General features: G+C 73.3%; 23 protein-coding genes. 18 read left to right on the top strand and 5 right to left on the bottom strand.

The features are described from left to right. Positions 1 to 46: 46 nt before the first annotated feature. Together ACFYW1_RS06160 and ACFYW1_RS06155 are read left to right on the top strand one after the other, a co-directional pair. The gene (locus ACFYW1_RS06160) at positions 47 to 940 is read left to right on the top strand and encodes an ABC transporter permease (protein ID WP_388987711.1); all 894 of its coding nucleotides are present in this window, start codon (positions 47 to 49) and stop codon (positions 938 to 940) included. Positions 941 to 974: 34 nt separating this feature from the next. Then, positions 975 to 1751, top strand: coding sequence for an ABC transporter permease (locus ACFYW1_RS06155; protein ID WP_388987708.1), 777 nt, complete (start codon positions 975 to 977; stop codon positions 1749 to 1751). Positions 1752 to 1852: 101 nt separating this feature from the next. On the opposite strand, the gene ybaK is transcribed toward ACFYW1_RS06155, so the two are convergent. The 4 genes from ybaK to ACFYW1_RS06135 form a co-directional block, all read right to left on the bottom strand. After that, the gene (gene ybaK / locus ACFYW1_RS06150) at positions 1853 to 2359 is read right to left on the bottom strand and encodes a Cys-tRNA(Pro) deacylase (protein WP_388987705.1); all 507 of its coding nucleotides are present in this window, start codon (positions 2357 to 2359) and stop codon (positions 1853 to 1855) included. A gap of 46 nt (positions 2360 to 2405) precedes the next feature. After that, positions 2406 to 3149, bottom strand: a complete 744-nt coding sequence (locus ACFYW1_RS06145) for an LON peptidase substrate-binding domain-containing protein (RefSeq protein ID WP_388987702.1) — start codon at positions 3147 to 3149, stop codon at positions 2406 to 2408. Positions 3150 to 3154: 5 nt separating this feature from the next. Next, positions 3155 to 4180, bottom strand: a complete 1026-nt coding sequence (locus tag ACFYW1_RS06140) for a hypothetical protein (RefSeq protein WP_388987699.1) — start codon at positions 4178 to 4180, stop codon at positions 3155 to 3157. 281 nt (positions 4181 to 4461) lie between these two features. Continuing rightward, complete coding sequence (locus tag ACFYW1_RS06135; RefSeq protein ID WP_388987696.1) at positions 4462 to 6063, bottom strand: oxidoreductase; 1602 nt, start codon at positions 6061 to 6063, stop codon at positions 4462 to 4464. Between the two features lie 149 nt (positions 6064 to 6212). Here ACFYW1_RS06135 and hisD point away from each other — a divergent pair, with 149 nt between their 5' ends. From hisD to ACFYW1_RS06085, 10 genes are all read left to right on the top strand, one after another. After that, positions 6213 to 7535, top strand: coding sequence for a histidinol dehydrogenase (gene hisD, locus ACFYW1_RS06130; protein WP_388987693.1), 1323 nt, complete (start codon positions 6213 to 6215; stop codon positions 7533 to 7535). Continuing rightward, positions 7532 to 8665: a histidinol-phosphate transaminase gene (locus ACFYW1_RS06125; RefSeq protein WP_388987690.1), complete on the top strand. Its 1134-nt coding sequence runs from the start codon at positions 7532 to 7534 to the stop codon at positions 8663 to 8665. The genes hisD and ACFYW1_RS06125 overlap by 4 nt, the downstream gene beginning before the upstream one ends. Next, positions 8662 to 9264 (top strand): imidazoleglycerol-phosphate dehydratase HisB, encoded by a 603-nt coding sequence (gene hisB / locus ACFYW1_RS06120; RefSeq protein WP_148834347.1) that lies wholly within the window; start codon positions 8662 to 8664, stop codon positions 9262 to 9264. Before ACFYW1_RS06125 ends, hisB begins: the two co-directional genes overlap by 4 nt. Next, positions 9261 to 9428 carry a hypothetical protein gene (locus ACFYW1_RS06115; protein WP_187438482.1) on the top strand — a complete coding sequence of 56 codons (168 nt, stop codon included), beginning with the start codon at positions 9261 to 9263 and terminating at the stop codon, positions 9426 to 9428. Before hisB ends, ACFYW1_RS06115 begins: the two co-directional genes overlap by 4 nt. Before the next feature lie 37 nt (positions 9429 to 9465). Beyond that, positions 9466 to 10107: an imidazole glycerol phosphate synthase subunit HisH gene (hisH, locus tag ACFYW1_RS06110; RefSeq protein WP_388988166.1), complete on the top strand. Its 642-nt coding sequence runs from the start codon at positions 9466 to 9468 to the stop codon at positions 10105 to 10107. Next, on the top strand, positions 10107 to 10832 hold the full coding sequence (gene priA, locus ACFYW1_RS06105; protein ID WP_388987686.1) for a bifunctional 1-(5-phosphoribosyl)-5-((5-phosphoribosylamino)methylideneamino)imidazole-4-carboxamide isomerase/phosphoribosylanthranilate isomerase PriA: 726 nt from the start codon (positions 10107 to 10109) through the stop codon (positions 10830 to 10832). Before hisH ends, priA begins: the two co-directional genes overlap by 1 nt. Further along, the gene (locus ACFYW1_RS06100) at positions 10829 to 11227 is read left to right on the top strand and encodes a RidA family protein (protein WP_388987683.1); all 399 of its coding nucleotides are present in this window, start codon (positions 10829 to 10831) and stop codon (positions 11225 to 11227) included. The genes priA and ACFYW1_RS06100 overlap by 4 nt, the downstream gene beginning before the upstream one ends. Then, positions 11224 to 11979: an imidazole glycerol phosphate synthase subunit HisF gene (gene hisF, locus ACFYW1_RS06095; protein ID WP_388987680.1), complete on the top strand. Its 756-nt coding sequence runs from the start codon at positions 11224 to 11226 to the stop codon at positions 11977 to 11979. Before ACFYW1_RS06100 ends, hisF begins: the two co-directional genes overlap by 4 nt. Before the next feature lie 157 nt (positions 11980 to 12136). Continuing rightward, on the top strand, positions 12137 to 12724 hold the full coding sequence (locus ACFYW1_RS06090) for an ArsR/SmtB family transcription factor (RefSeq protein ID WP_388987677.1): 588 nt from the start codon (positions 12137 to 12139) through the stop codon (positions 12722 to 12724). A gap of 25 nt (positions 12725 to 12749) precedes the next feature. Beyond that, on the top strand, positions 12750 to 13994 hold the full coding sequence (locus tag ACFYW1_RS06085; protein WP_388987674.1) for an MFS transporter: 1245 nt from the start codon (positions 12750 to 12752) through the stop codon (positions 13992 to 13994). 15 nt (positions 13995 to 14009) lie between these two features. Here the strand turns inward: ACFYW1_RS06085 and ACFYW1_RS06080 are convergent, their stop codons facing one another. After that, positions 14010 to 14642, bottom strand: coding sequence for a TIGR03085 family metal-binding protein (locus ACFYW1_RS06080; RefSeq protein ID WP_388987672.1), 633 nt, complete (start codon positions 14640 to 14642; stop codon positions 14010 to 14012). Positions 14643 to 14727: 85 nt separating this feature from the next. Here ACFYW1_RS06080 and hisI point away from each other — a divergent pair, with 85 nt between their 5' ends. The 6 genes from hisI to trpC all read left to right on the top strand — a co-directional run bounded on the left by hisI (position 14728) and on the right by trpC (position 19181). Next, positions 14728 to 15111 (top strand): phosphoribosyl-AMP cyclohydrolase, encoded by a 384-nt coding sequence (gene hisI, locus ACFYW1_RS06075; protein ID WP_148834334.1) that lies wholly within the window; start codon positions 14728 to 14730, stop codon positions 15109 to 15111. Positions 15112 to 15122: 11 nt separating this feature from the next. Continuing rightward, positions 15123 to 16616 (top strand): anthranilate synthase component I, encoded by a 1494-nt coding sequence (locus ACFYW1_RS06070; RefSeq protein WP_388987668.1) that lies wholly within the window; start codon positions 15123 to 15125, stop codon positions 16614 to 16616. Between the two features lie 14 nt (positions 16617 to 16630). After that, the gene (locus ACFYW1_RS06065; protein WP_388987665.1) at positions 16631 to 17284 is read left to right on the top strand and encodes a TIGR02234 family membrane protein; all 654 of its coding nucleotides are present in this window, start codon (positions 16631 to 16633) and stop codon (positions 17282 to 17284) included. Positions 17285 to 17411: 127 nt separating this feature from the next. Continuing rightward, entirely contained in the window at positions 17412 to 17660 is a 249-nt protein-coding gene (locus ACFYW1_RS06060; protein ID WP_388987662.1) for an HGxxPAAW family protein, read from the top strand. Between the two features lie 77 nt (positions 17661 to 17737). After that, entirely contained in the window at positions 17738 to 18256 is a 519-nt protein-coding gene (locus ACFYW1_RS06055; RefSeq protein ID WP_388987659.1) for a DUF2752 domain-containing protein, read from the top strand. Between the two features lie 115 nt (positions 18257 to 18371). Further along, on the top strand, positions 18372 to 19181 hold the full coding sequence (trpC, locus tag ACFYW1_RS06050; protein ID WP_388987657.1) for an indole-3-glycerol phosphate synthase TrpC: 810 nt from the start codon (positions 18372 to 18374) through the stop codon (positions 19179 to 19181). Positions 19182 to 19186: the final 5 nt, after the last annotated feature.

The raw sequence follows: 19186 nt of genomic DNA, 5'->3' as shown, positions 1-19186 counted from the left end.
GGTGCGCGTCCACGGCCGGGCGGGGAACGAACAGGAGCAACGCCAGGTGACGAGCATCGTTCCCGACCACGCGGTGGGAGCCGTCCCGCCGGGCACGGACGGCCGGACCGCCGACGCCGTCCGGATCGCCGGTGACGGCCGGAACGGCACGGCCGGCGGCGGGTACGGCGACGGGGGAGCGGTGCCCGCACCGCTCGCCCCGAGGGCCCGGCTGTTCCCCTCGCTCGCGGCCGTCTACCGCGCCCAGCTGTCCCGGGCCCGGGTCGCCCGGATCCCGCTGCTCTTCGTCGCGACGTTCCAGTCCATCGGGATCATGGTGCTGATGCGCGGGGTCGTCGACGGCGGCTCGGAGGCCCGCGCCGTCGTCGCCGGGTCCAGCGTGCTGGTCGTGGCCTTCGTCGCGCTCAACCTCCTCGCCCAGTACTTCGGGCAGCTGCGGGCCGGCGGCGGGCTCGACCACTACGCCACGCTGCCGGTGCCGCCCGCCGCCGTGGTGCTCGGCGCGGCCGGGGCGTACGCCTCCTTCACCGTGCCCGGCACCGTCGTCACGGCCGTGACGGGCAGTGTGATGTTCGGGCTGCCGCTGACCCACCTGTGGGTGCTCGCCGCCGTCATCCCGTTGTCCGGGGCGGCGCTCTCCGGGCTGGGCGCGGCGCTGGGGCTGCTCGCGCCCCGCCAGGAACTGGCCACCCTGCTCGGCCAGCTGGGCATGTCGGCGGCGCTGCTGCTCGGCGTGCTCCCGGCGGACCGGCTGCCCGCCCCGATCGACTGGGCCCGGGACCTGCTGCCCTCGACCTACGGGGTCGAGGCGCTCTCCCGGTCCTTCGACACCAGCCCCGACTGGGCGGCCGTCGCGCTGGACCTCGGCGTCTGTGCCGCCGTCGGCGTCCTCGCGCTGGCCGCGGCGACCTGGGCGTACCGCAGGGCAGCGGTCCGGTGAGGCGTGGTCCGGGCGCGCCTGGCACGATGGGGCGGTGACCGCACCTCTGACGCCGCCTCACCAGCCCTCGTCCAACGATCCCTGGCAGCCCCCGCCCAACCGGGGCGGCGGGCCGGGGCACCCCGGTGGATTCGGCGGGCCCGGTGGGCCCGGTGGTTTCGGAGGGGCCGACGGTCACCACGGGAGCCTGCTGGAACCCGGGAAGAAGGACATCGGGGCGGAGCTGCGCAGGGCCGCGGTGGTCACCGCGCTCGTCACCGTCTCGGGCATCGTGCTCGGACTCCTCTGGCTGTGGCTGGCGCCCCGGGTCCCGCTGATCTCCGACGACACCGCCGTCTTCCTGAGCAACAGCGAGGGCGAGGAGGCGATCGGCGCCGACGGCACGTTCGCCCTGCTGGCCCTGGCCTGCGGGGCGGTCTCCGGGGCCCTGGTCTTCTTCTTCCGCAGGAGCGGCGGCGTCGCCCTCGTCATCGGGCTCGCGCTGGGCGGACTGCTCGGCTCGCTGCTGGCCTGGCGGCTGGGGGTGTGGCTCGGGCCGGACCAGGACGTGGTCGCGCACGCGCGGGCGGTCGGCAAGGGCGTGGTCTTCGACGCACCGCTCCAGCTCCGGGCGAAGGGCGCGCTGCTGGCGTGGCCGCTGGGGGCGATGGCGGTGCACCTCGGACTGACCGCGGCGTTCGCCCCGCGCGATCCGGAGCCGTGGGGGATGTACGGGGGCGGCTTCGGGCCGCTGCCTTCCGGCGGGCCGGTGCCCGCGGGTGGGGCGCCCGCGGACGGAGCGCCGTCGGGCGGGACGCCGGCCGGGGCGTAGTCGCAGGGGCGGTGCGGCGCGGTTGCCGTGGGCGGTGACCGCGACGGGCGGGCTGCTGCGCGGGGCCCGTCCCCTTCCCGCCCCCGTTCGCCGGAGGGGCGTTACGCGCCCCGGCCGATCTCCGCGAACACCGCGCCGGTGAGCGACGCCAGGTCCTCGGGGGAGAGTTCCACCTCCAGGCCGCGGCGGCCCGCCGAGACGCAGATCGTCACGTGGGACCGGGCCGAGGCGTCCAGCACCGTGCGCAGGCGCTTGCGCTGGCCCAGGGGCGAGATGCCGCCGCGCACGTAGCCGGTGGTGCGCTCCGCGGCCGCCGGGTCGGCCATGGCGGCGCGCTTGCCGCCCACCGCGGAGGCCAGGGCCTTGAGGTCCAGCGAACCGGCCACCGGGACGACGGCCACGGTGAGGGCGCCGTCGACGTCCGCGACGAGGGTCTTGAACACCCGGTCGGGGGAGACGCCCAGGGCCTGGGCCGCTTCCTCGCCGTAGGAGGCCGACGCCGGGTCGTGGTCGTAGGCGTGGACGGTGAACGCCGTACCGGCCGCGGTCAGGGCGACCGTGGCCGGGGTGCCGCCGGACTGTTGCTGCTTCTTCGGCTTCTTCGCCACGGGGAAAGGGTCCTCGGGTCGCTCGTCGCCGGCCGGGCCGGCCGGATCAGTTGGGGTGGGTCGGGGCGCGGGTCAGGTCCACCGCGGGCAGCGACGGCAGATGACGGATGACGGCGGTCTCGGAGCGCAGCAGGGTCAGCTCCTCGCGCAGCCGGGTGGCGGTGTCGGGGGCCTGGAGCAGCCGCTGTTTGGCCGGGACGTCGAGCACGGCCGCAGCCGCGACCAGGTAGGAGACGACCGAGGGGTCGTCGGGCAGCTCCGCGCCGGTGGTCAGGGAGCGTTCGTTCGCCCCGGCCAGTCGCTTCTGGTAGCTGCGGAAGGCCCGCAGCACGCCCTCGGCGAGCGCCCCCGCCTCCTCGCCGGGCTCCTCGTCCAGCTCTTCGAGCTCGGCCGTCAGGAAAGGGCCGCTCGCGTCGACGGAGAGCAGCCTGACCCGGGTGGTGCCGGTCGCGAGGACCTCGAAGCTGCCGTCCGGCCGCTCCCGGATCTTCGCCGCGTCGGCGACGCAGCCGACCCGGTGGAAGGACTGCACGGGGTCGGGGCCGAAGCCGTCCGCGGGGCCGCGCTCGGCGGTGGCGTTCACCTCCTCCGGCATCCCCAGGGCCGTCGGGGCGGTCTCGCGGCCGTCGCGGATCGCGACCACGGCGAAGCGCCGGGGTTCGTCCTCGTCGGTCTTCAGCAGCTCGCGCATCATGGCGCGATAACGCTCCTCGAAGACGTTCAGCGGCAGCACGAGGCCGGGGAACAGCACCACGTTCAGCGGGAACAGGGGCAGGCGAGCGGTGGTCACAACGCTCAAGCGTAATGGCCGCGGGTCCGGCCCCGGCCGCCCCGGTCCGGCACGGGCGTCCCGCAGGCCGCCCGGAGCCGCGCGTCGTCCCTCGCCTCCAGGAACCGGCCGAGCGGATCGTCGGAGACCGACGACCACGGGAACGACGCCGCGTGCGGTCCGATCCGCCGGAACTGTTCCAGCGCCTCGGCCCAGCGGCCCCGGGCGACCAGCACGAACGCCAGCAGGTTGCGGACCTCGGCCGGCCAGGGGTCGCCCGGCGCGAACGAGGCGGACAGCGTGATCGCCAGATCCGCCGCCGCGTCGATCCGCTCCTCCTGCACCGAGGTGGTCCGGGCCCCGGGCCCCTCGACCAGCAGGGCGAAGGCGGCCCGCAGCGGCAGCGCCTGGACCAGCGAACCGGGCAGCGAGTCCTCGGCGGCCCGCTCGGCGAAGTCGAAGCACTCGCGGTGCGAGCCGTACCAGGCCGCGGAGAGGTAGCGCAGCGCCGCGACGTGGCAGCCGTAGTGGTGCGAGGAGCGCCGCACGGCCTGTTCCCACAGCGCTTCGAACACGGTGTGCGTGGCGTGGGTGCCGCGCGCGTGGTCGAGCGCGAGCCGCCAGGGCACCGGGTCGCGCGGATCGCTCTCGGCCGCCGCGGTGATCAGCGGCCCCACCTCGCGCAGTTGCTCGCTCCTGGCGGGCGACTCCCAGGCCCGGCGGACCGCCAGCTGCGCCTTGACGAGCAGGGCGTCCGGGTCGTGCGGGGCGGCGGCGAGCCAGTCGGTCAGCCAGCCGTCGCGGCTGCGGGCGAAGGCGACGAGCCGGACGAGGTAGCGGTCCCGGTTCTCCCACTCGGCGCCGTCCCGGGTGGTGGCGAGGAGCTTCGCGGCAGGTTCGTACTCCCCGAGGGCGGCGGCGACCAGCGCCGGGGAGAGCCGCTCGTCGGGGGCGTCGAGCAGCACCGCGTCGTCCGCGGGCAGTCCGGCGGAGCCCTGTGGGGAGCGCCGGAACAGGCCCGCGGTACGGAGCAGAGCACGGAGGAATGGCATGGTGCAGACCATTGAAAAGCGCTGGTCGGGGCGGCGCCAGAGGTGCGCTGTGAAGCTTTGGTGCCGAGTGGAGGGGTTGTATTCGACCGAGTCAAGAAAGAGTAAAGGAAAGTGCGAAATCTGGCTTGTTCCTGTCGCTGCGGCCGGTGCTGTCCGCTGGTGCGGACGCGGTCCGTCCGGACGTTCGACCGCGGCCCGGAACCCTCGCGCGGGGCACGCCGCGCAAGGGATTCCGGGCGGGCCGGCCCCCGGCCGCCGGCCCGCCCGTGGCCGGAATCCGGTCAGCCCCGGCGCAGCAGCCGGGTGGCGCCCGTCGCGACCGTCGTGGCCAGTATCCAGCCCAGCAGGACCAGCACGGCCGCGGCCCACTGCCAGCCGCCCTCCATCCGCCAGTAACCGTCCTGACCCAGGTTGATCACCGGGATCAGCAGGTCCAGCGCGTACAGCGCCGCGTTCCACTGCGGATGCTCGTCCGGCTTGATCGGCGGCGGCACCTGCCGGGAGAAGGCCAGTGCCCCCGCCGCCCAGAGCAGCGCCATCCACACCGCCGCCCGCCCCGGCCGGTAGCCGTACGCCACCGCCCAGTCCTGCAGGAAGCCCCAGAGCTTCGCGGCGAGCGGCAGGGTCTCGCGCCGCCGCCGCTGCTTGGCCAGCAGCACCTCGCGGGCGTCCGCGTCCTCCCCGCAGTTGCGCAGCACCGTCGCGAGCCGCTCGTACGGCTCCGGCACGTACTCCGGGGTCGCCGCCGCCACCCACTCCAGGCGTCGGGAGAGCGGGAAGTGTCCGTACGGGACGAGGTTCTCGTACACGAAGCCGCCCATCGCCAGGCCGCCGGGCCCGGGCCAGCTGGTCGACACGTCGATCAGCGTGACGATCTTCGCGCCGTTCAGCACGACCCGGCCCTCCTCCGGCCGCTCCGCGTTGAACCGCAGTTCCGGGGTGACGATCCGGCGCAGCGACAGCTCCTCGTGCCGGCCCAGCACGAACCGCGCCTTGTGCAGGTCGACCGCGTCGCCGAACCGCCCGTCGTCGAGCCGCACCCCGCCGCGGCACTCGAAGATCTGCGACCGGGTGCCGCTCGCCGGGGTCGACGCCATGACGATGCCGAACGGGGGAGTGGTGCCCTGGACGCCGGTGTCGACGCTCACCCACGCCTCGCTCATGTACAGCGTCCGCTCCACGGTCAGCTGCGGGGCGTTCAGCGCGCGCCGCCCGTCCCTGCCCCGCAGCCGGCTGCCGCGCAGGCTCAGCGAACCGCCGACCTTCGCCCCGCGCAGACTCAGCTCGCCGCGCGCCTCCACCAGCTCCGCCTGGAGGTCCTGGGCGACCGACAGCCCGTCGGCGGCCAGGGCTCGGCCGCCCCGGTCCGGACCGATCTCGATCTGGTTGATCAGCAGATCCGTGCCGATCTGGGCGTCGGTGAGCCGGATGCCGCGCTCGACCCGGCAGCGCGGCAGGTGCAGATCGCCCTCGGTCCGCAGCCGGGCCGCCTCCAGCCGGGGCATCGCGCAGCCCACGATCCGCAGCGTCGTGAAGTGGCACTCGGGCAGCACCACCTCGTTCTCGAAGCGGCAGCCGGTCATCTCGACGTACGGCGAGACGCGCCCGCCCGCGAGGTCGAGCGTCCCGGTGATCCGCACGCCCCGCAGCTTCAGCGCGGCGACCCGGCCCGGCCTCGGCGGCGGCCCGGACAGCAGCAGCCGGGCGACGACGCGCCCGTCCACACTGCGTTCGGGACCCCACACCCGGGGCGCGAACGGATCGTCCCGCGCCGGGTCACGCGCGCGCAGATCGTAGGTACTGCCGTTCCGGAACGACTGCCACATGCCCAGCTCGGCCGCGCTGAGACCATCCGGAAAATCACCGTCGTGCGGCTCGGTCACGATTCCCCCTTCCACTCCAAGCTGTTCTTCCCGCTGAGTGACGAGGTGAACGCCATCAGTCATCGAGCGCGTCCGAAAGGCGTCCAGGACACGTATCAGCCAGTGATACGGACGATCGGATGCCGGAGCCGGTCTGCGAGAATTGCGGTGTGATCTCTCGAATCGATCTGCGCGGCGACGTCCTCCCCGAGGGCGGAGCCCTGCGCGACCTGCTGCCCCGTGCCGAGTTCGACGTGGAAGCCGCCCTGGAGACGGTGCGGCCCATCTGCGAGGACGTACGCCATCGCGGCTCCGCGGCAGTGATCGAGTGGGGGGAGAAATTCGACGGCGTACGGCTCGAATCGATCCGTGTCCCGGCCGAGGCGATCACCGAGGCCGCCGAGAACCTCGACCCCGGCGTCCGGGCCGCCCTGGAGGAGTCGATCCGCCGCGCCCGCCTCGTCCACCGCGAGCAGCGCCGCACCACGCACACCACCCAGGTCGTCCCCGGCGGCACCGTCACCGAGAAGTGGGTGCCGGTCGAGCGCGTCGGGCTGTACGTGCCGGGCGGGCGCTCCGTCTACCCGTCGTCCGTCGTCATGAACGTCGTACCGGCCCAGGAGGCGGGCGTCGAGGGCGTCGCCGTGGCCTCCCCGCCGCAGAAGGACTTCGGCGGCCTGCCGCACCCGACCATCCTCGCCGCCTGCGCCCTGCTCGGCGTCGACGAGGTGTACGCGGCCGGCGGCGCCCAGGCCGTGGCGATGTTCGCGTACGGCACGGACGAGTGCCCGCCGGTCAACCTCGTCACCGGCCCCGGCAACATCTACGTCGCCGCCGCCAAGCGGCTCCTCAAGGGCCGCATCGGCATCGACGCCGAGGCCGGCCCCACCGAGATCGCGATCCTCGCGGACTCCACCGCCGACCCGGTGCACGTCGCCGCCGACCTGATCAGCCAGGCCGAGCACGACCCGATGGCCGCCGCCGTCCTGGTCACCGACTCCGCGGAGCTGGCCGACGCCACCGAGGCCGAGCTGAAGCCGCAGATCGCCGCGACCAAGCACGTCACCGACCGGATCGAACCCGCCCTGGCCGGCCGCCAGTCCGCGATCGTCCTGGTCGACGACCTGGCGGACGGCCTCAAGGTCGTCGACGCGTACGCCGCCGAGCACCTGGAGATCCAGACCGCCGACGCCGCCGCCGTCGCCCAGCGGGTCCGCAACGCCGGTGCGATCTTCGTCGGCCCCTGGTCCCCGGTCTCGCTCGGCGACTACTGCGCGGGCTCCAACCACGTGCTGCCGACGGGCGGTTGCGCCTGCCACTCGTCCGGGCTCTCCGTGCAGTCCTTCCTGCGCGGCATCCACATCGTCGACTACACGCGCGACGCGCTCGCCGAGGTCGCCCACCACGTCGTGACCCTCGCCGAGGCGGAGGACCTCCCCGCCCACGGCGCCGCGCTCAAGGCCAGGTTCGGCTGGAAGGTTCCGCAGCAGTGACGCACGGCAACACCCCCCGCGGGGCCACCCGCATCGACGACCTCCCGATCCGCGACGAACTGCGCGGCAAGTCGCCGTACGGGGCACCGCAGCTCGACGTGCCCGTACGGCTGAACACCAACGAGAACCCCTACCCGCTGCCCGAGGAGCTCGTCGACCGGATCGCCGAGCGGGTCCGCGAGGCCGCCCGCGACCTCAACCGCTACCCCGACCGGGACGCCGTCGAGCTCCGTACGGAGCTGGCCCGCTACCTCACCCGCACCGCCGGGTACGAGGTCGGCCCCGCCGACGTCTGGGCGGCCAACGGCTCCAACGAGGTGCTCCAGCAGCTGCTCCAGGCCTTCGGCGGCCCCGGCCGCACCGCGATCGGCTTCGAGCCCTCGTACTCCATGCACGCCCTCATCGCCCGCGGCACCGGCACCGGCTGGATCTCCGGACCGCGCAACGAGGACTTCACCATCGAGGTCGAGGCCGCCCGCGAGGTCATCGCCGAGCGGCGCCCCGACATCGTCTTCATCACCTCGCCCAACAACCCCACCGGCACCGCCGTCGACGCCGACACCGTCCTCGCGCTGTACGAGGCCGCGCAGGCGGCCGGGCCGTCGATGGTCGTCGTCGACGAGGCGTACGGCGAGTTCAGCCACCGCCCCTCGCTGCTCCCGCTGATCGAGGGCCGGCCGAACATGGTGCTCTCGCGCACCATGTCCAAGGCGTTCGGCGCCGCCGGACTGCGCCTGGGCTACCTCGCCGCCGACCCGGCGGTGGTGGACGCGGTCCAGCTGGTGCGCCTGCCGTACCACCTGTCCTCCATCACCCAGGCCACCGCGCTCGCCGCCCTGGAGCACACCGATACGCTGCTCGCGTACGTCGACCGGCTCAAGGGCGAGCGCGACCGGATCGTCGCGGAGCTGCGCGCGCTGGGCTACGAGGTCGTCGACTCGGACGCCAACTTCGTCCAGTTCGGCCGCTTCCCCGACAGCCACACGGTCTGGCGGCAGATCCTCGACCGGGGCGTCCTGGTCCGGGACAACGGCGTACCGGGATGGCTGCGGGTCTCCGCGGGCACCCCGGCCGAGAACGACGCGTTCCTCGACGCGGTACGCGAAATCAAGAAGGAGCACGACGCATGACTCGCGCGGCCCGCGTAGGAAGAGTCGAACGCACCACCAAGGAGACCTCGGTGCTCGTCGAGATCGATCTCGACGGCTCCGGCAAGGTCGACGTGTCGACCGGGGTCGGCTTCTACGACCACATGCTCGACCAGCTCGGCCGGCACGGACTCTTCGACCTCACCGTCAAGACCGACGGCGACCTGCACATCGACACGCACCACACCATCGAGGACACCGCCCTCGCGCTCGGTGCGGCGTTCAGGCAGGCCCTCGGCGACAAGGTCGGCATCTACCGCTTCGGCAACTGCACCGTCCCGCTGGACGAGTCGCTCGCCCAGGTCACCGTCGACCTCTCCGGCCGGCCGTACCTGGTGCACACCGAGCCGGAGAACATGGCTCCGATGATCGGCACGTACGACACGACGATGACCCGGCACATCCTGGAGTCCTTCGTCGCCCAGGCGCAGATCGCCCTGCACGTCCACGTACCGTACGGGCGCAACGCCCACCACATCGTGGAATGCCAGTTCAAGGCGCTCGCCCGCGCCCTGCGTTACGCCAGCGAGCACGACCCGCGCGCCGCCGGCATCCTCCCCTCCACGAAGGGCGCGCTGTGACCGGCCTCAGCACCATCCTGATCGTCGTCGGCCTGTTCCTGGCCGGCGGCGTCTATTCCTTCTCGAAGCAGAAGATGCCCCGCGGGGTCATAGTCCTGCTCGGCATCGGGTCCTTCATGTGCCTGCTCGCGGGCGTCATGCGGATCCAGGGACTCTGGGACTGAGGCGCGGCTCGTGAGCGAACGGAACAAGAGCGACCGGATGAGCGGCAAGAAGAAGGTCGTCGTCTTCGACTACGGATTCGGCAACGTCCGCTCCGCCGAGCGGGCCCTCGCCCACGTCGGCGCGGACGTCGAGATCACCCGCGACTACGAGAAGGCGATGAACGCCGACGGGCTGCTGGTGCCCGGCGTCGGAGCGTTCTCCGCCTGCATGGAGGGGCTGAAGAAGGCCCGCGGCGAATGGATCATCGGCCGCAGGCTCTCCGGCGGCAGGCCCGTCATGGGCATCTGCGTCGGCATGCAGGTCCTCTTCGAGCGCGGCATCGAGCACGGCGTGGAGACGGAGGGGCTGGACGAGTGGCCCGGCACCGTCGCCCCGCTGAAGGCCCCGGTCGTCCCGCACATGGGCTGGAACACCGTGCGGGCCCCCGAGGACTCCCAGCTCTTCGCCGGCCTCGACCCCGAGGCCCGGTTCTACTTCGTGCACTCCTACGCCGTGCACGACTGGAGCCTGGAAGTCACCAACCCCAAGATCCGCGCACCCCGGGTCACCTGGGCCACCCACGGCGAGCCGTTCGTCGCCGCCGTGGAGAACGGCGCCCTGTGGGCCACCCAGTTCCACCCCGAGAAGTCCGGCGATGCCGGCGCCCAGCTGCTGACCAACTGGATCGAGACGCTGTAATGCCGAAGCTTGAACTGCTCCCCGCCGTCGATGTCCGTGACGGACAGGCCGTCCGGCTCGTCCACGGCGAGTCCGGCTCCGAGACCTCCTACGGGTCCCCGCTGGAGGCCGCCCTCGCCTGGCAGCGCGCCGGCGCCGAGTGGCTGCACCTCGTCGACCTGGACGCCGCCTTCGGCACCGGTGACAACCGCGCGCTGATCGCCGAGGTCGCCGGGGCCATGGACATCAAGGTCGAACTCTCCGGCGGCATCCGCGACGACGACTCGCTCGCCGCGGCCCTCGCCACCGGCTGCCGCCGGGTCAACCTCGGCACCGCCGCCCTGGAGACCCCCGAGTGGGTCGCCAAGGTCATCGCCGAGCACGGCGACAAGATCGCCGTCGGCCTCGACGTCCGCGGCACGACGCTGCGCGGCCGCGGCTGGACCCGTGACGGCGGCGACCTCTACGAGACGCTCGCCCGCCTCGACTCCGAGGGCTGCGCCCGCTACGTCGTCACCGACATCGCCAAGGACGGCACGCTCCAGGGCCCCAACCTGGAACTCCTGAAGAACGTCTGCGCCGCCACCGACAAGCCGGTCGTCGCCTCCGGCGGTGTCTCCTCGCTGGACGACCTGCGGGCCATCGCCTCGCTCGTCCCGGAGGGCGTCGAGGGCGCGATCGTCGGCAAGGCGCTGTACGCGAAGGCGTTCACCCTCGAAGAGGCCCTCCAGGTGGTCTCCGGATGAGCGACGCGGTCAACCGGGTCTCCTCGGGGGCCCCGTGGGAGGAGCGGTTCGGCTACTCCCGCGCGGTGGAGCTGCCGAACGGGCTCGTCCTGGTCGCGGGCTGCACCTCGGTGGAGAACGGCCAGATCTCCGCGGGCGGCCCGTACGAGCAGACCGTCACCTCCTTCAAGGTCGCCCTCGACGCGCTGAAGCAGTTCGGCCTGGGCCGCGAGGACGTCGTCCGCACCCGGATGTACGTCACGCACGTCCGGGACACGGACGAGGTCGGCCGCGCCCACAAGGACCTCTTCGGCGAGGTCCGCCCCGTCGCGACGATGGTCGTCGTCGCCGGTCTGGTGGACCCGAGCCTGGTCGTCGAGGTCGAGGTCGAGGCGTACCGGGCAGGTGCGCGATGAGCCTCGCGGTACGCGTCATCCCCTGCCTGGACGTCGACAACGGCCGGGTCGTCAAGGGCGTCAACTTCCAGAACCTGCGCGACGCGGGCGACCCCGTCGAGATGGCGAAGCTGTACGACGCCGAGGGCGCCGACGAGCTGACCTTCCTGGACATCACCGCCTCCAGCGGCGACCGGGAGACCACCTACGACGTGGTGCGCCGCACCGCCGAGCAGGTCTTCATCCCGCTGACGGTCGGCGGCGGCGTCCGCACCGCCGAGGACGTCGACAAGCTGCTGCGGGCCGGCGCGGACAAGGTCGGCGTCAACACCGCCGCCATCGCCCGCCCCGACCTCGTCCGGGAGATCGCCGAGCGCTTCGGCCGCCAGGTCCTGGTGCTCTCGGTGGACGCCCGGCGCAGCCCCGACGGCGGCTTCGAGGTCACCACGCACGGCGGCCGCAGGGGCACCGGCATGGACGCCGTCGAATGGGCGCACCGCGCCGCCGAGCTGGGCGCGGGCGAGATCCTGCTCAACTCGATGGACGCGGACGGCACCAAGGACGGCTACGACACCGAGATGATCGCGGCGGTCCGCAAGCACGTGACCGTCCCCGTCATCGCCTCCGGCGGCGCGGGGCGGCTCGCCCACTTCGCGCCCGCCATCGCGGCGGGGGCCGACGCGGTGCTCGCCGCCTCCGTCTTCCACTTCGGCGATCTGCGGATCTCCGAGGTCAAGGACGCGCTCAGGGAGGCCGGACACCCGGTCCGCTGACCTCGCACCACCCCATCGATCGCCGGACGGGCCGCCGTGGCCCGTCCGGCGATCGGCTTTTCTGGTGCCGTTCCGGTTCGCCCCTGCTCCGAAAGTCCGCAACTTCTCTTGCGCAATAAATATTGCGCAAGTTTCCTTTCCTATCTAGGGTCGGGGCATGGCAAGCAACGAATCGCGCCGCGTCTCGGACCTGGAGACCCTGAAGGCGTTCGGACACCCGCTGCGGATGAAGCTGTACCGGGCCCTCTACATCGCGGGCAGCGCCACCGCCTCCCAGCTCGCCGACCAGGTCGACGAGGCCGTCTCGCTGGTCAGCTACCACCTGCGCAAGCTCGCCGACCACGGCTTGATCGAGGAGGCCGAACGGCAGGGCGGGGACGGCCGCGAACGCTGGTGGCAGCCCGCCTCCAAGGGGCTGAACTTCCACGAGGAGGACTTCAGCGACGCCCCCGAGAAGGTGGCCGTGCACGCCGCCGTCGGCCGGCTCTCCTTCGACCAGCACATCGAGATGTACCGCCGCTACCTCGACTCCGCCCGGAGCTGGCCGCCGGAGTGGCGCAGCGCCGCCTCCAGCTCCGAGTACCTGGCCCGGCTCACTCACGAGGAGCTCTCCGCGCTCAGCCGGGAGGTGCACGAACTGATCGACCGGTACGAGGAACTCGGCCGCGCCCGCGAGGAGGCCGGAGACACGGAAGGCCGCGAGAACGTCGCCATGCACCTGTACGCCTTCCCGTTCCGCACCTGAGCCGACGCCCGGAGAGGACACCCTCATGACCGTCACCGCCACGGCCACGAAAGCTCCCGAACGCCCCGCCCACCGCGACGCCAACGTCCTGCGCTGGCTCGGCGCCTACACCGCGTCCATGATCGGCGACAGCGTCTACTACATGGCGCTCGCCTGGGCCGCCGCCCGCACCGGGGACCCCACCCAGACCGGCCTCGTCCTCGCCGCCGGCTCCATACCCAGGGCCGTGCTGATGCTCGGCGGAGGAGTGCTCGCCGACCGGCTCGGGCCGCGCCGCGTCGTCATCGGCAGCGACGCCGCCCGCTGCCTGGTCGTCCTCGGCCTGGCGGGCGTGCTGCTGCTCACCTCGCCCGCGCTGTGGATGCTGATCGCCGTCGCACTCGTCTTCGGCGTGGTCGACGCCCTCTTCCTGCCCGCCGTCGGCGCACTGCCGCCCCGGATCACCGCCGCCGGACAGCTGGCCCGGGTCCAGGGGATGCGCGGACTGGCCACCCGTACCGCCAATGTCGTCGGCGCCCCGCTCGGCGGCGTCGCGGTGGCCCTCGGCGGGCCGACGCTCGCCTTCGCCGCGGCCGGAGTGCTCTTTGCCGTGTCGCTGCCGCTGCTGCTGTCGCTGCGGATCAGCCCGCTGCCCGAACAGGAGGGCGCGGAACGCTCCGGCACCGCCTGGCACGACCTCGCCGACGGGCTGCGCCACATCCGCCGTCACCCGCTGCTCGGACCGCTGATGCTGGTCGTCGCCGTCAGCGAACTGGGCTTCGCCGGGCCGCTCAACCTCGGAATGATCATGCTCGCCCGGGAGCGTGACTGGGGCGCCTCCGGCATGGGCTGGGTCATCGCCGCGTTCGGGATCGGCGCGGGCGCGTCGGCGCTGCTGCTCGCCGTGCGCGGCCGGGTGCCACGCGCCGGGCTGGTGATGTGCCTGACGGTACTGCTCGGCTCGGTCGCCATCGGCGCCCTGGCGTACGCGCCCTCGGTGGCCCTCGCCGTCGCCGTGGCCTGTTGCGTCGGGCTCTTCGCCGGCCTCGGCGGCTCCCTGCTGGGCGCCCTGGTCCAGACCGTCACCGACCCCGCCTACCTCGGCCGGGTCACCTCGGTCTCGACCCTGTTCACCCACGCGATCGCTCCGCTCAGCTACCCGGTCACGGGAGCCGCCGTCGCGATGTGGGGGACCGGCCCGGTCTTCGTCGCCAGCGCCGCGGTGTGCGCATCGGGGGCGGTGACGGGGCTGGCCATCACCGGACTGCGCCGCGCGGAACTCCCGCGCTGAGTCAAACGAAAGCGCCTACATCCCCAGCTCCGCCGTGTGCAGCCGGTCCACCGCCTCCTTGTCGCCCGCCAGCTCCACCACCGCCGCGTCCTGCCGGCCGAACGCGAAGAGCAGCAGCTCACCGGGCTCACCGGTGACCGTCACCACCGGGACTCCCTTGTGCGCCACCACCGTCCGCCCGTCGGGGCGGCGCAGCACCAGCCCCACCGGGGATTTGCGGCCCAGCAGCCGGGCCGTCCGCTCGGTGCGCGACCACAGCAGATCGGCGAAGACCGGATCCAGCTCGCGCCGCGACCAGTCCGGCTGGGCCCGGCGGACGTCCTCCGCGTGGATGTAGAACTCCACGGTGTTGGCGGCCTCGTCGACCTGCTTCACGGCGTACGGGGAGAACCGCGGCGGCCCGGTGCGGATCAGCTGGATCAGCTCCTCGTACGGCTTCGCGGCGAACTCGGCCTGCACCCGTTCGAGCCGGTTCTTCAGCACGCCCACCAGAATTCCGCCCGCCGCGTCCGGCCGGCGCTCCCGGACCACGACGTGGGCGGCCAGGTCCCGGGCGGTCCAGCCGCGGCACAGGGTCGGGGCCTCCGGGCCCGCCGCCTCCAACAGATCGGCGAGCAGAAGCCGTTCACGCTTCGCATGGGTCGACATGCTCGCCAGCGTACGGCCGTCGAACCCGGTCCGCCCAGTGGACGTCGCGCCGAACGGCCCCCGCGGCCACGGCACAATGGGGCGCATGACCAGCGAGCCCACGCCCAGCACTCCGCCGCCGTCCGGCAACCTCGATCCGGCCATCGCGGCCCGCCTCAAGCGCGGCGCCGACGGACTCGTCCCGGCCATCGCCCAGCAGTACGACACCGGCGAGGTGCTGATGCTGGGCTGGATGGACGACGAGGCCCTGCACCGCACCCTCACCACCGGCCGGTGCACCTACTGGTCCCGCAGCCGGCAGGAGTACTGGGTCAAGGGCGACACCTCGGGCCACATCCAGCAGGTCAAGTCCGTCGCCCTCGACTGCGACGCCGACACCGTCCTCGTCAAGGTCGACCAGACGGGTGCCGCCTGCCACACCGGCGACCGCACCTGCTTCGACGCCGACGTCCTCCCACTCGCGCAGTAGGGGCAGCCGCCATGGATCTCGACACCTTCCGCAAACTCGCCGTGGACCGGCGCGTCATCCCCGTCAGCCGCAGGCTCCTGGCGGACGGCGACACCCCGGTCGGGCTCTACCGCAAGCTCGCGGCCGAGCGCAGCGGCACCTTCCTCCTGGAGTCGGCGGAGAACGGCCGCACCTGGTCGCGCTACTCCTTCATCGGGGTGCGCAGCGCCGCCACCCTCACCGCGCGCGACGGACGGGCCCACTGGCTGGGCGTCCCGCCCGTCGGCGTCCCCGCCGAGGGGGACCCGCTGGAGGTCCTGCGCGCCACCATCGAGACCCTGCACACCCCGCGCGACCTGGTCGCCGACGACGGACTGCCGCCCTTCACCGGCGGCATGGTCGGCTACCTCGGCTACGACATCGTGCGCCGCCTGGAGCGGATCGGCGACAGCGCCGAGGACGACCTCCACCTCCCCGAGCTGACCATGCTGCTCACCTCGGACCTGGCCGTGCTCGACCACTGGGACGGCAGCGTCCTGCTGATCGCCAACGCGATCAACCACAACGACCTCTCGACCGGCGTGGACGAGGCCCACGCGGACGCCGTCGCCCGCCTCGACGCCATGGAACGCGACCTCTCGCGCCCCGTCGAGAACGCTCCCGCCGCCCTCCCGCCGTCCGAGCTGCCCCCGTACACCGCGCTGTGGGGCGGCAAGGCGTACCAGGACGCCGTCGAGGACGTGAAGGAACGCATCAGGGCCGGCGAGGCGTTCCAGGTCGTCCCCTCGCAGCGCTTCCAGACCCCCTGCGCCGCCGGCGCGCTGGACGTCTACCGGGTGCTGCGCGCCACCAACCCCTCGCCGTACATGTACCTCTTCCGGTTCGACGGCTTCGACGTCGTGGGCTCCAGCCCGGAGGCCCTCGTCAAGGTCGAGGACGGCCGCGCCATGGTCCACCCGATCGCCGGCACCCGGCACCGCGGCGCCACTCCCCAGGAGGACCAGGCGCTCGCCGACGAACTCCTCGCCGACCCGAAGGAACGCGCCGAGCACCTGATGCTGGTCGACCTCGGCCGCAACGACCTGGGACGGGTCTGCGAACCCGGCACCGTCGAGGTCGTCGACTTCATGTCCATCGAGCGGTACTCGCACGTGATGCACATCGTCTCCACGGTCACCGGCCGCGTCGCCGAGGGCCGCACCGCCTTCGACGTGCTCACCGCGTGCTTCCCCGCGGGCACCCTCTCCGGCGCGCCCAAGCCCCGGGCGATGCAGATCATCGAGGAGCTCGAACCCACCCGCCGCGGGCTGTACGGGGGCTGCGTCGGCTACCTCGACTTCGCCGGGGACTCCGACACCGCCATCGCCATCCGCACCGCGCTGCTGCGCGACGGCACGGCATACGTCCAGGCCGGGGCGGGGGTCGTCGCCGACTCCGACCCGGTCGCCGAGGACACCGAATGCCGCAACAAGGCGGCGGCGGTGCTGCGCGCCGTCCATACGGCCAACCGGCTCCGCGACGTGTGAGGCGGTAGGGGATAGTGGAGTACGTGAGTGCCGTATCCGTACCCCAGCCCCGATCCGTCACCGCGCCCGACGCCCCGGGAAGCCGCCGCAGCCTGGCCGCCGGTCTGCTCCTCGGGGCGGCCGGCGCCACCGTCGTCCTGCTGTCCTCCGGCCAGACCTGGGCCGAGGGCCGGGCATCGGTCGGCGGCGGCTTCCTGCCCCTGTCCGCCGAGGGCCAGGACGTCACCGGAGTCCCCGCCGCCCTCGCCGTGGTGGGCCTGGCCGCCCTCGTCGCCGTCTTCGCGGTGCGCGGCGCCGGGCGGCTGGTCGTCGCCGGGCTCCTCGCCCTCAGCGGCCTCGGCGCCGCACTGAGCGCCTGCCTCGGCGCCGTCGACCGGGCCGCGCTCGACGAGAAGGCCGCGCAGTCCACCGGCGACGCCCAGGCCACCATCGGCGCGCTCAGCCACACCGCATGGCCCTACGTCGCCGCGGCCGGCGGCCTGCTGATCCTGCTGGCCGGGCTGCTCGCACTGCGCTACGGGAAGCGCTGGCCCACCATGTCGGGCCGCTACGAGCGCGACGGCACCCCCCGCCCCCGCAGGGCCGCCCGCACCGCCCCGGACCCGGACCGGCCCGAGGACCTGTGGAAGGCACTGGACCGCGGCGAGGACCCGACGCGCGAGGTGTGACCCCCAGCTCACGTCCTACCCGCACGTACGGGACAATGAAGCCGAGCTCTCGGCACGGCGGCACCAACGGCGCCACCGGCCCTGCGCACAGCTATACCACCAGCGCATCACCAACAAGGAGCAACTCATGGCGGGCAGCAGCCACGGACACACCCCGGCCGCCTGGACCGGTGTCATCATCTCCTTCATCGGCTTCTGCGTCGCGGGCGTCTTCATGGTCGCGGCCAACCCCGTCGGCTTCTGGGCCGGAATGGCCGTCGTCCTCCTCGGCGGCGTCGTCGGCCTCGCGATGAAGGCGGCGGGCCTCGGCATGCCGAAGGAGTCCGCGGAGATGGCCCAGGCCAGGGCCCGCGCCGCACAGGCCCAGATCTCCTGAGGCACGGCATCCGCACGAGCGCGAGGCGCAGCCCGGTCCGGGCTGCGCCTCGCCGCGTCGGCGGGGACAATCACCGGGTGGACGCAACGCCTACTCCGCCCGCCGCCGCGCCGTCACCGGCCCCCGGGCCCGCCCCCGGCCGCCCGACGGTGCCCGGACAACCCTTCCCGCCGGTCGTCCCCCCGCCGCCCGCACCCGTGTCGCGCGCCCGGCGCCTCGCCGTGCCGGCGGGCGTCATGGCCCTGGTCGTCGGCGCCTTCGGCTACGTCGGCACCGTGGACCCCAACGAGCCCGGCCACTACCCCGTGTGCCCGCTGCTCCGCCTCACCGGGCTCTACTGCCCGGGCTGCGGCGGGCTGCGCAGCGCCCACGCCGTCGCGCACGGCGACATCGCCGCCGCCCTCGGCTCCAACGCGCTCGCCGTCATCGGCTACGCGGCCTTCGCCGTCCTGTGGGTGGTCTGGACGGTCCGCGCCTGCCGGGGCAGGCCCATGGGACTCGCGGTCCGGCCCGCCGTGTGGTGGGCGATCGGGGCCGTGCTGCTGGTCTTCTCGGTCGTCCGTAATCTGCCGTTCGGTTCTGCTCTGGCGCCCTGAATGCTCAGCTGGTGGGACGTTTCCCGAGCGGATTCGGGCCCTTCGCCCTCCTGCGGATAGCATTGACATGGCTGATCCTGTTCCCTCATCACCGTCCCGGAAGGGGGCCGCTCGCGTGAGTGTGCTCGACGAGATCATCGACGGCGTGCGCGCCGACCTCGCGGAGCGGCAGGCGCGTGTCAGCCTCGACGAGCTGAAGGAACGCGCGCAGCGTGCTCCGGCGGCCAAGGACGGAGCCGCCGCCCTGCGCGGCGAGGGCGTCAACGTCATCTGCGAGGTCAAGCGCTCCAGCCCCTCCAAGGGGGCCCTGGCCGCGATCGCCGACCCGGCCGCACTGGCCGCGGACTACGAGGCGGGCGGCGCGTCCGTCATCTCCGTCCTCACCGAGGAGCGCCGCTTCGGCGGTTCCCTCGCCGACCTGGAGGCCGTCCGCGCCAAGGTCGACATCCCGGTCCTGCGCAAGGACTTCATCGTCACCTCGTACCAGCTCTGGGAGGCCCGCGCCTACGGTGCCGACCTCGCCCTGCTCATCGTCGCCGCCCTCGACCAGGAGGCCCTGGTCTCCCTGATCGAGCGCGCCGAGTCCATCGGCCTGACGCCGCTGGTCGAGGTGCACGACGAGGAGGAGGCGGAGCGCGCCGTGGACGCCGGGGCCAAGGTCATCGGGGTCAACGCGCGCAACCTGAAGGACCTCAAGGTCGACCGCTCCACCTTCGAGCGCGTCGCCCCCGAGATCCCCGACCACCTCGTCAAGGTCGCCGAGTCCGGTGTCCGCGGCCCGCACGACCTGATCGCGTACGCCAACGCGGGCGCCGACGCGGTGCTCGTGGGCGAGTCCCTGGTCACCGGCCGCGACCCGCGGGCCGCCGTCGCCGACCTGGTCGCCGCCGGCGCCCACCCCGCGCTCCGGCACGGACGGGGCTGACCGGG

The sequence above is a fragment of the Streptomyces sp. NPDC002669 genome (assembly GCF_042889165.1).
Classification (GTDB): Bacteria; Actinomycetota; Actinomycetes; order Streptomycetales; family Streptomycetaceae; genus Streptomyces.
Note: the sequence above shows the minus strand (reverse complement) of the source record. Positions and strands in the feature narration are given on the sequence as shown.

Bases quoted from the DNA above. Each gene is read 5' to 3' on its own strand.
- ACFYW1_RS06140 (WP_388987699.1), bottom strand. From the start codon at position 4,180: ATGCCATTCCTCCGTGCTCTGCTCCGTACCGCGGGCCTGTTCCGGCGC.
- hisB (WP_148834347.1), top strand. From the start codon at position 8,662: ATGACTCGCGCGGCCCGCGTAGGAAGAGTCGAACGCACCACCAAGGAG.
- hisH (WP_388988166.1), top strand. From the start codon at position 9,466: ATGAGCGGCAAGAAGAAGGTCGTCGTCTTCGACTACGGATTCGGCAAC.
- priA (WP_388987686.1), top strand. From the start codon at position 10,107: ATGCCGAAGCTTGAACTGCTCCCCGCCGTCGATGTCCGTGACGGACAG.
- ACFYW1_RS06100 (WP_388987683.1), top strand. From the start codon at position 10,829: ATGAGCGACGCGGTCAACCGGGTCTCCTCGGGGGCCCCGTGGGAGGAG.
- hisF (WP_388987680.1), top strand. From the start codon at position 11,224: ATGAGCCTCGCGGTACGCGTCATCCCCTGCCTGGACGTCGACAACGGC.
- ACFYW1_RS06090 (WP_388987677.1), top strand. From the start codon at position 12,137: ATGGCAAGCAACGAATCGCGCCGCGTCTCGGACCTGGAGACCCTGAAG.
- ACFYW1_RS06085 (WP_388987674.1), top strand. From the start codon at position 12,750: ATGACCGTCACCGCCACGGCCACGAAAGCTCCCGAACGCCCCGCCCAC.
- ACFYW1_RS06080 (WP_388987672.1), bottom strand. From the start codon at position 14,642: ATGTCGACCCATGCGAAGCGTGAACGGCTTCTGCTCGCCGATCTGTTG.
- hisI (WP_148834334.1), top strand. From the start codon at position 14,728: ATGACCAGCGAGCCCACGCCCAGCACTCCGCCGCCGTCCGGCAACCTC.
- ACFYW1_RS06070 (WP_388987668.1), top strand. From the start codon at position 15,123: ATGGATCTCGACACCTTCCGCAAACTCGCCGTGGACCGGCGCGTCATC.
- ACFYW1_RS06060 (WP_388987662.1), top strand. From the start codon at position 17,412: ATGGCGGGCAGCAGCCACGGACACACCCCGGCCGCCTGGACCGGTGTC.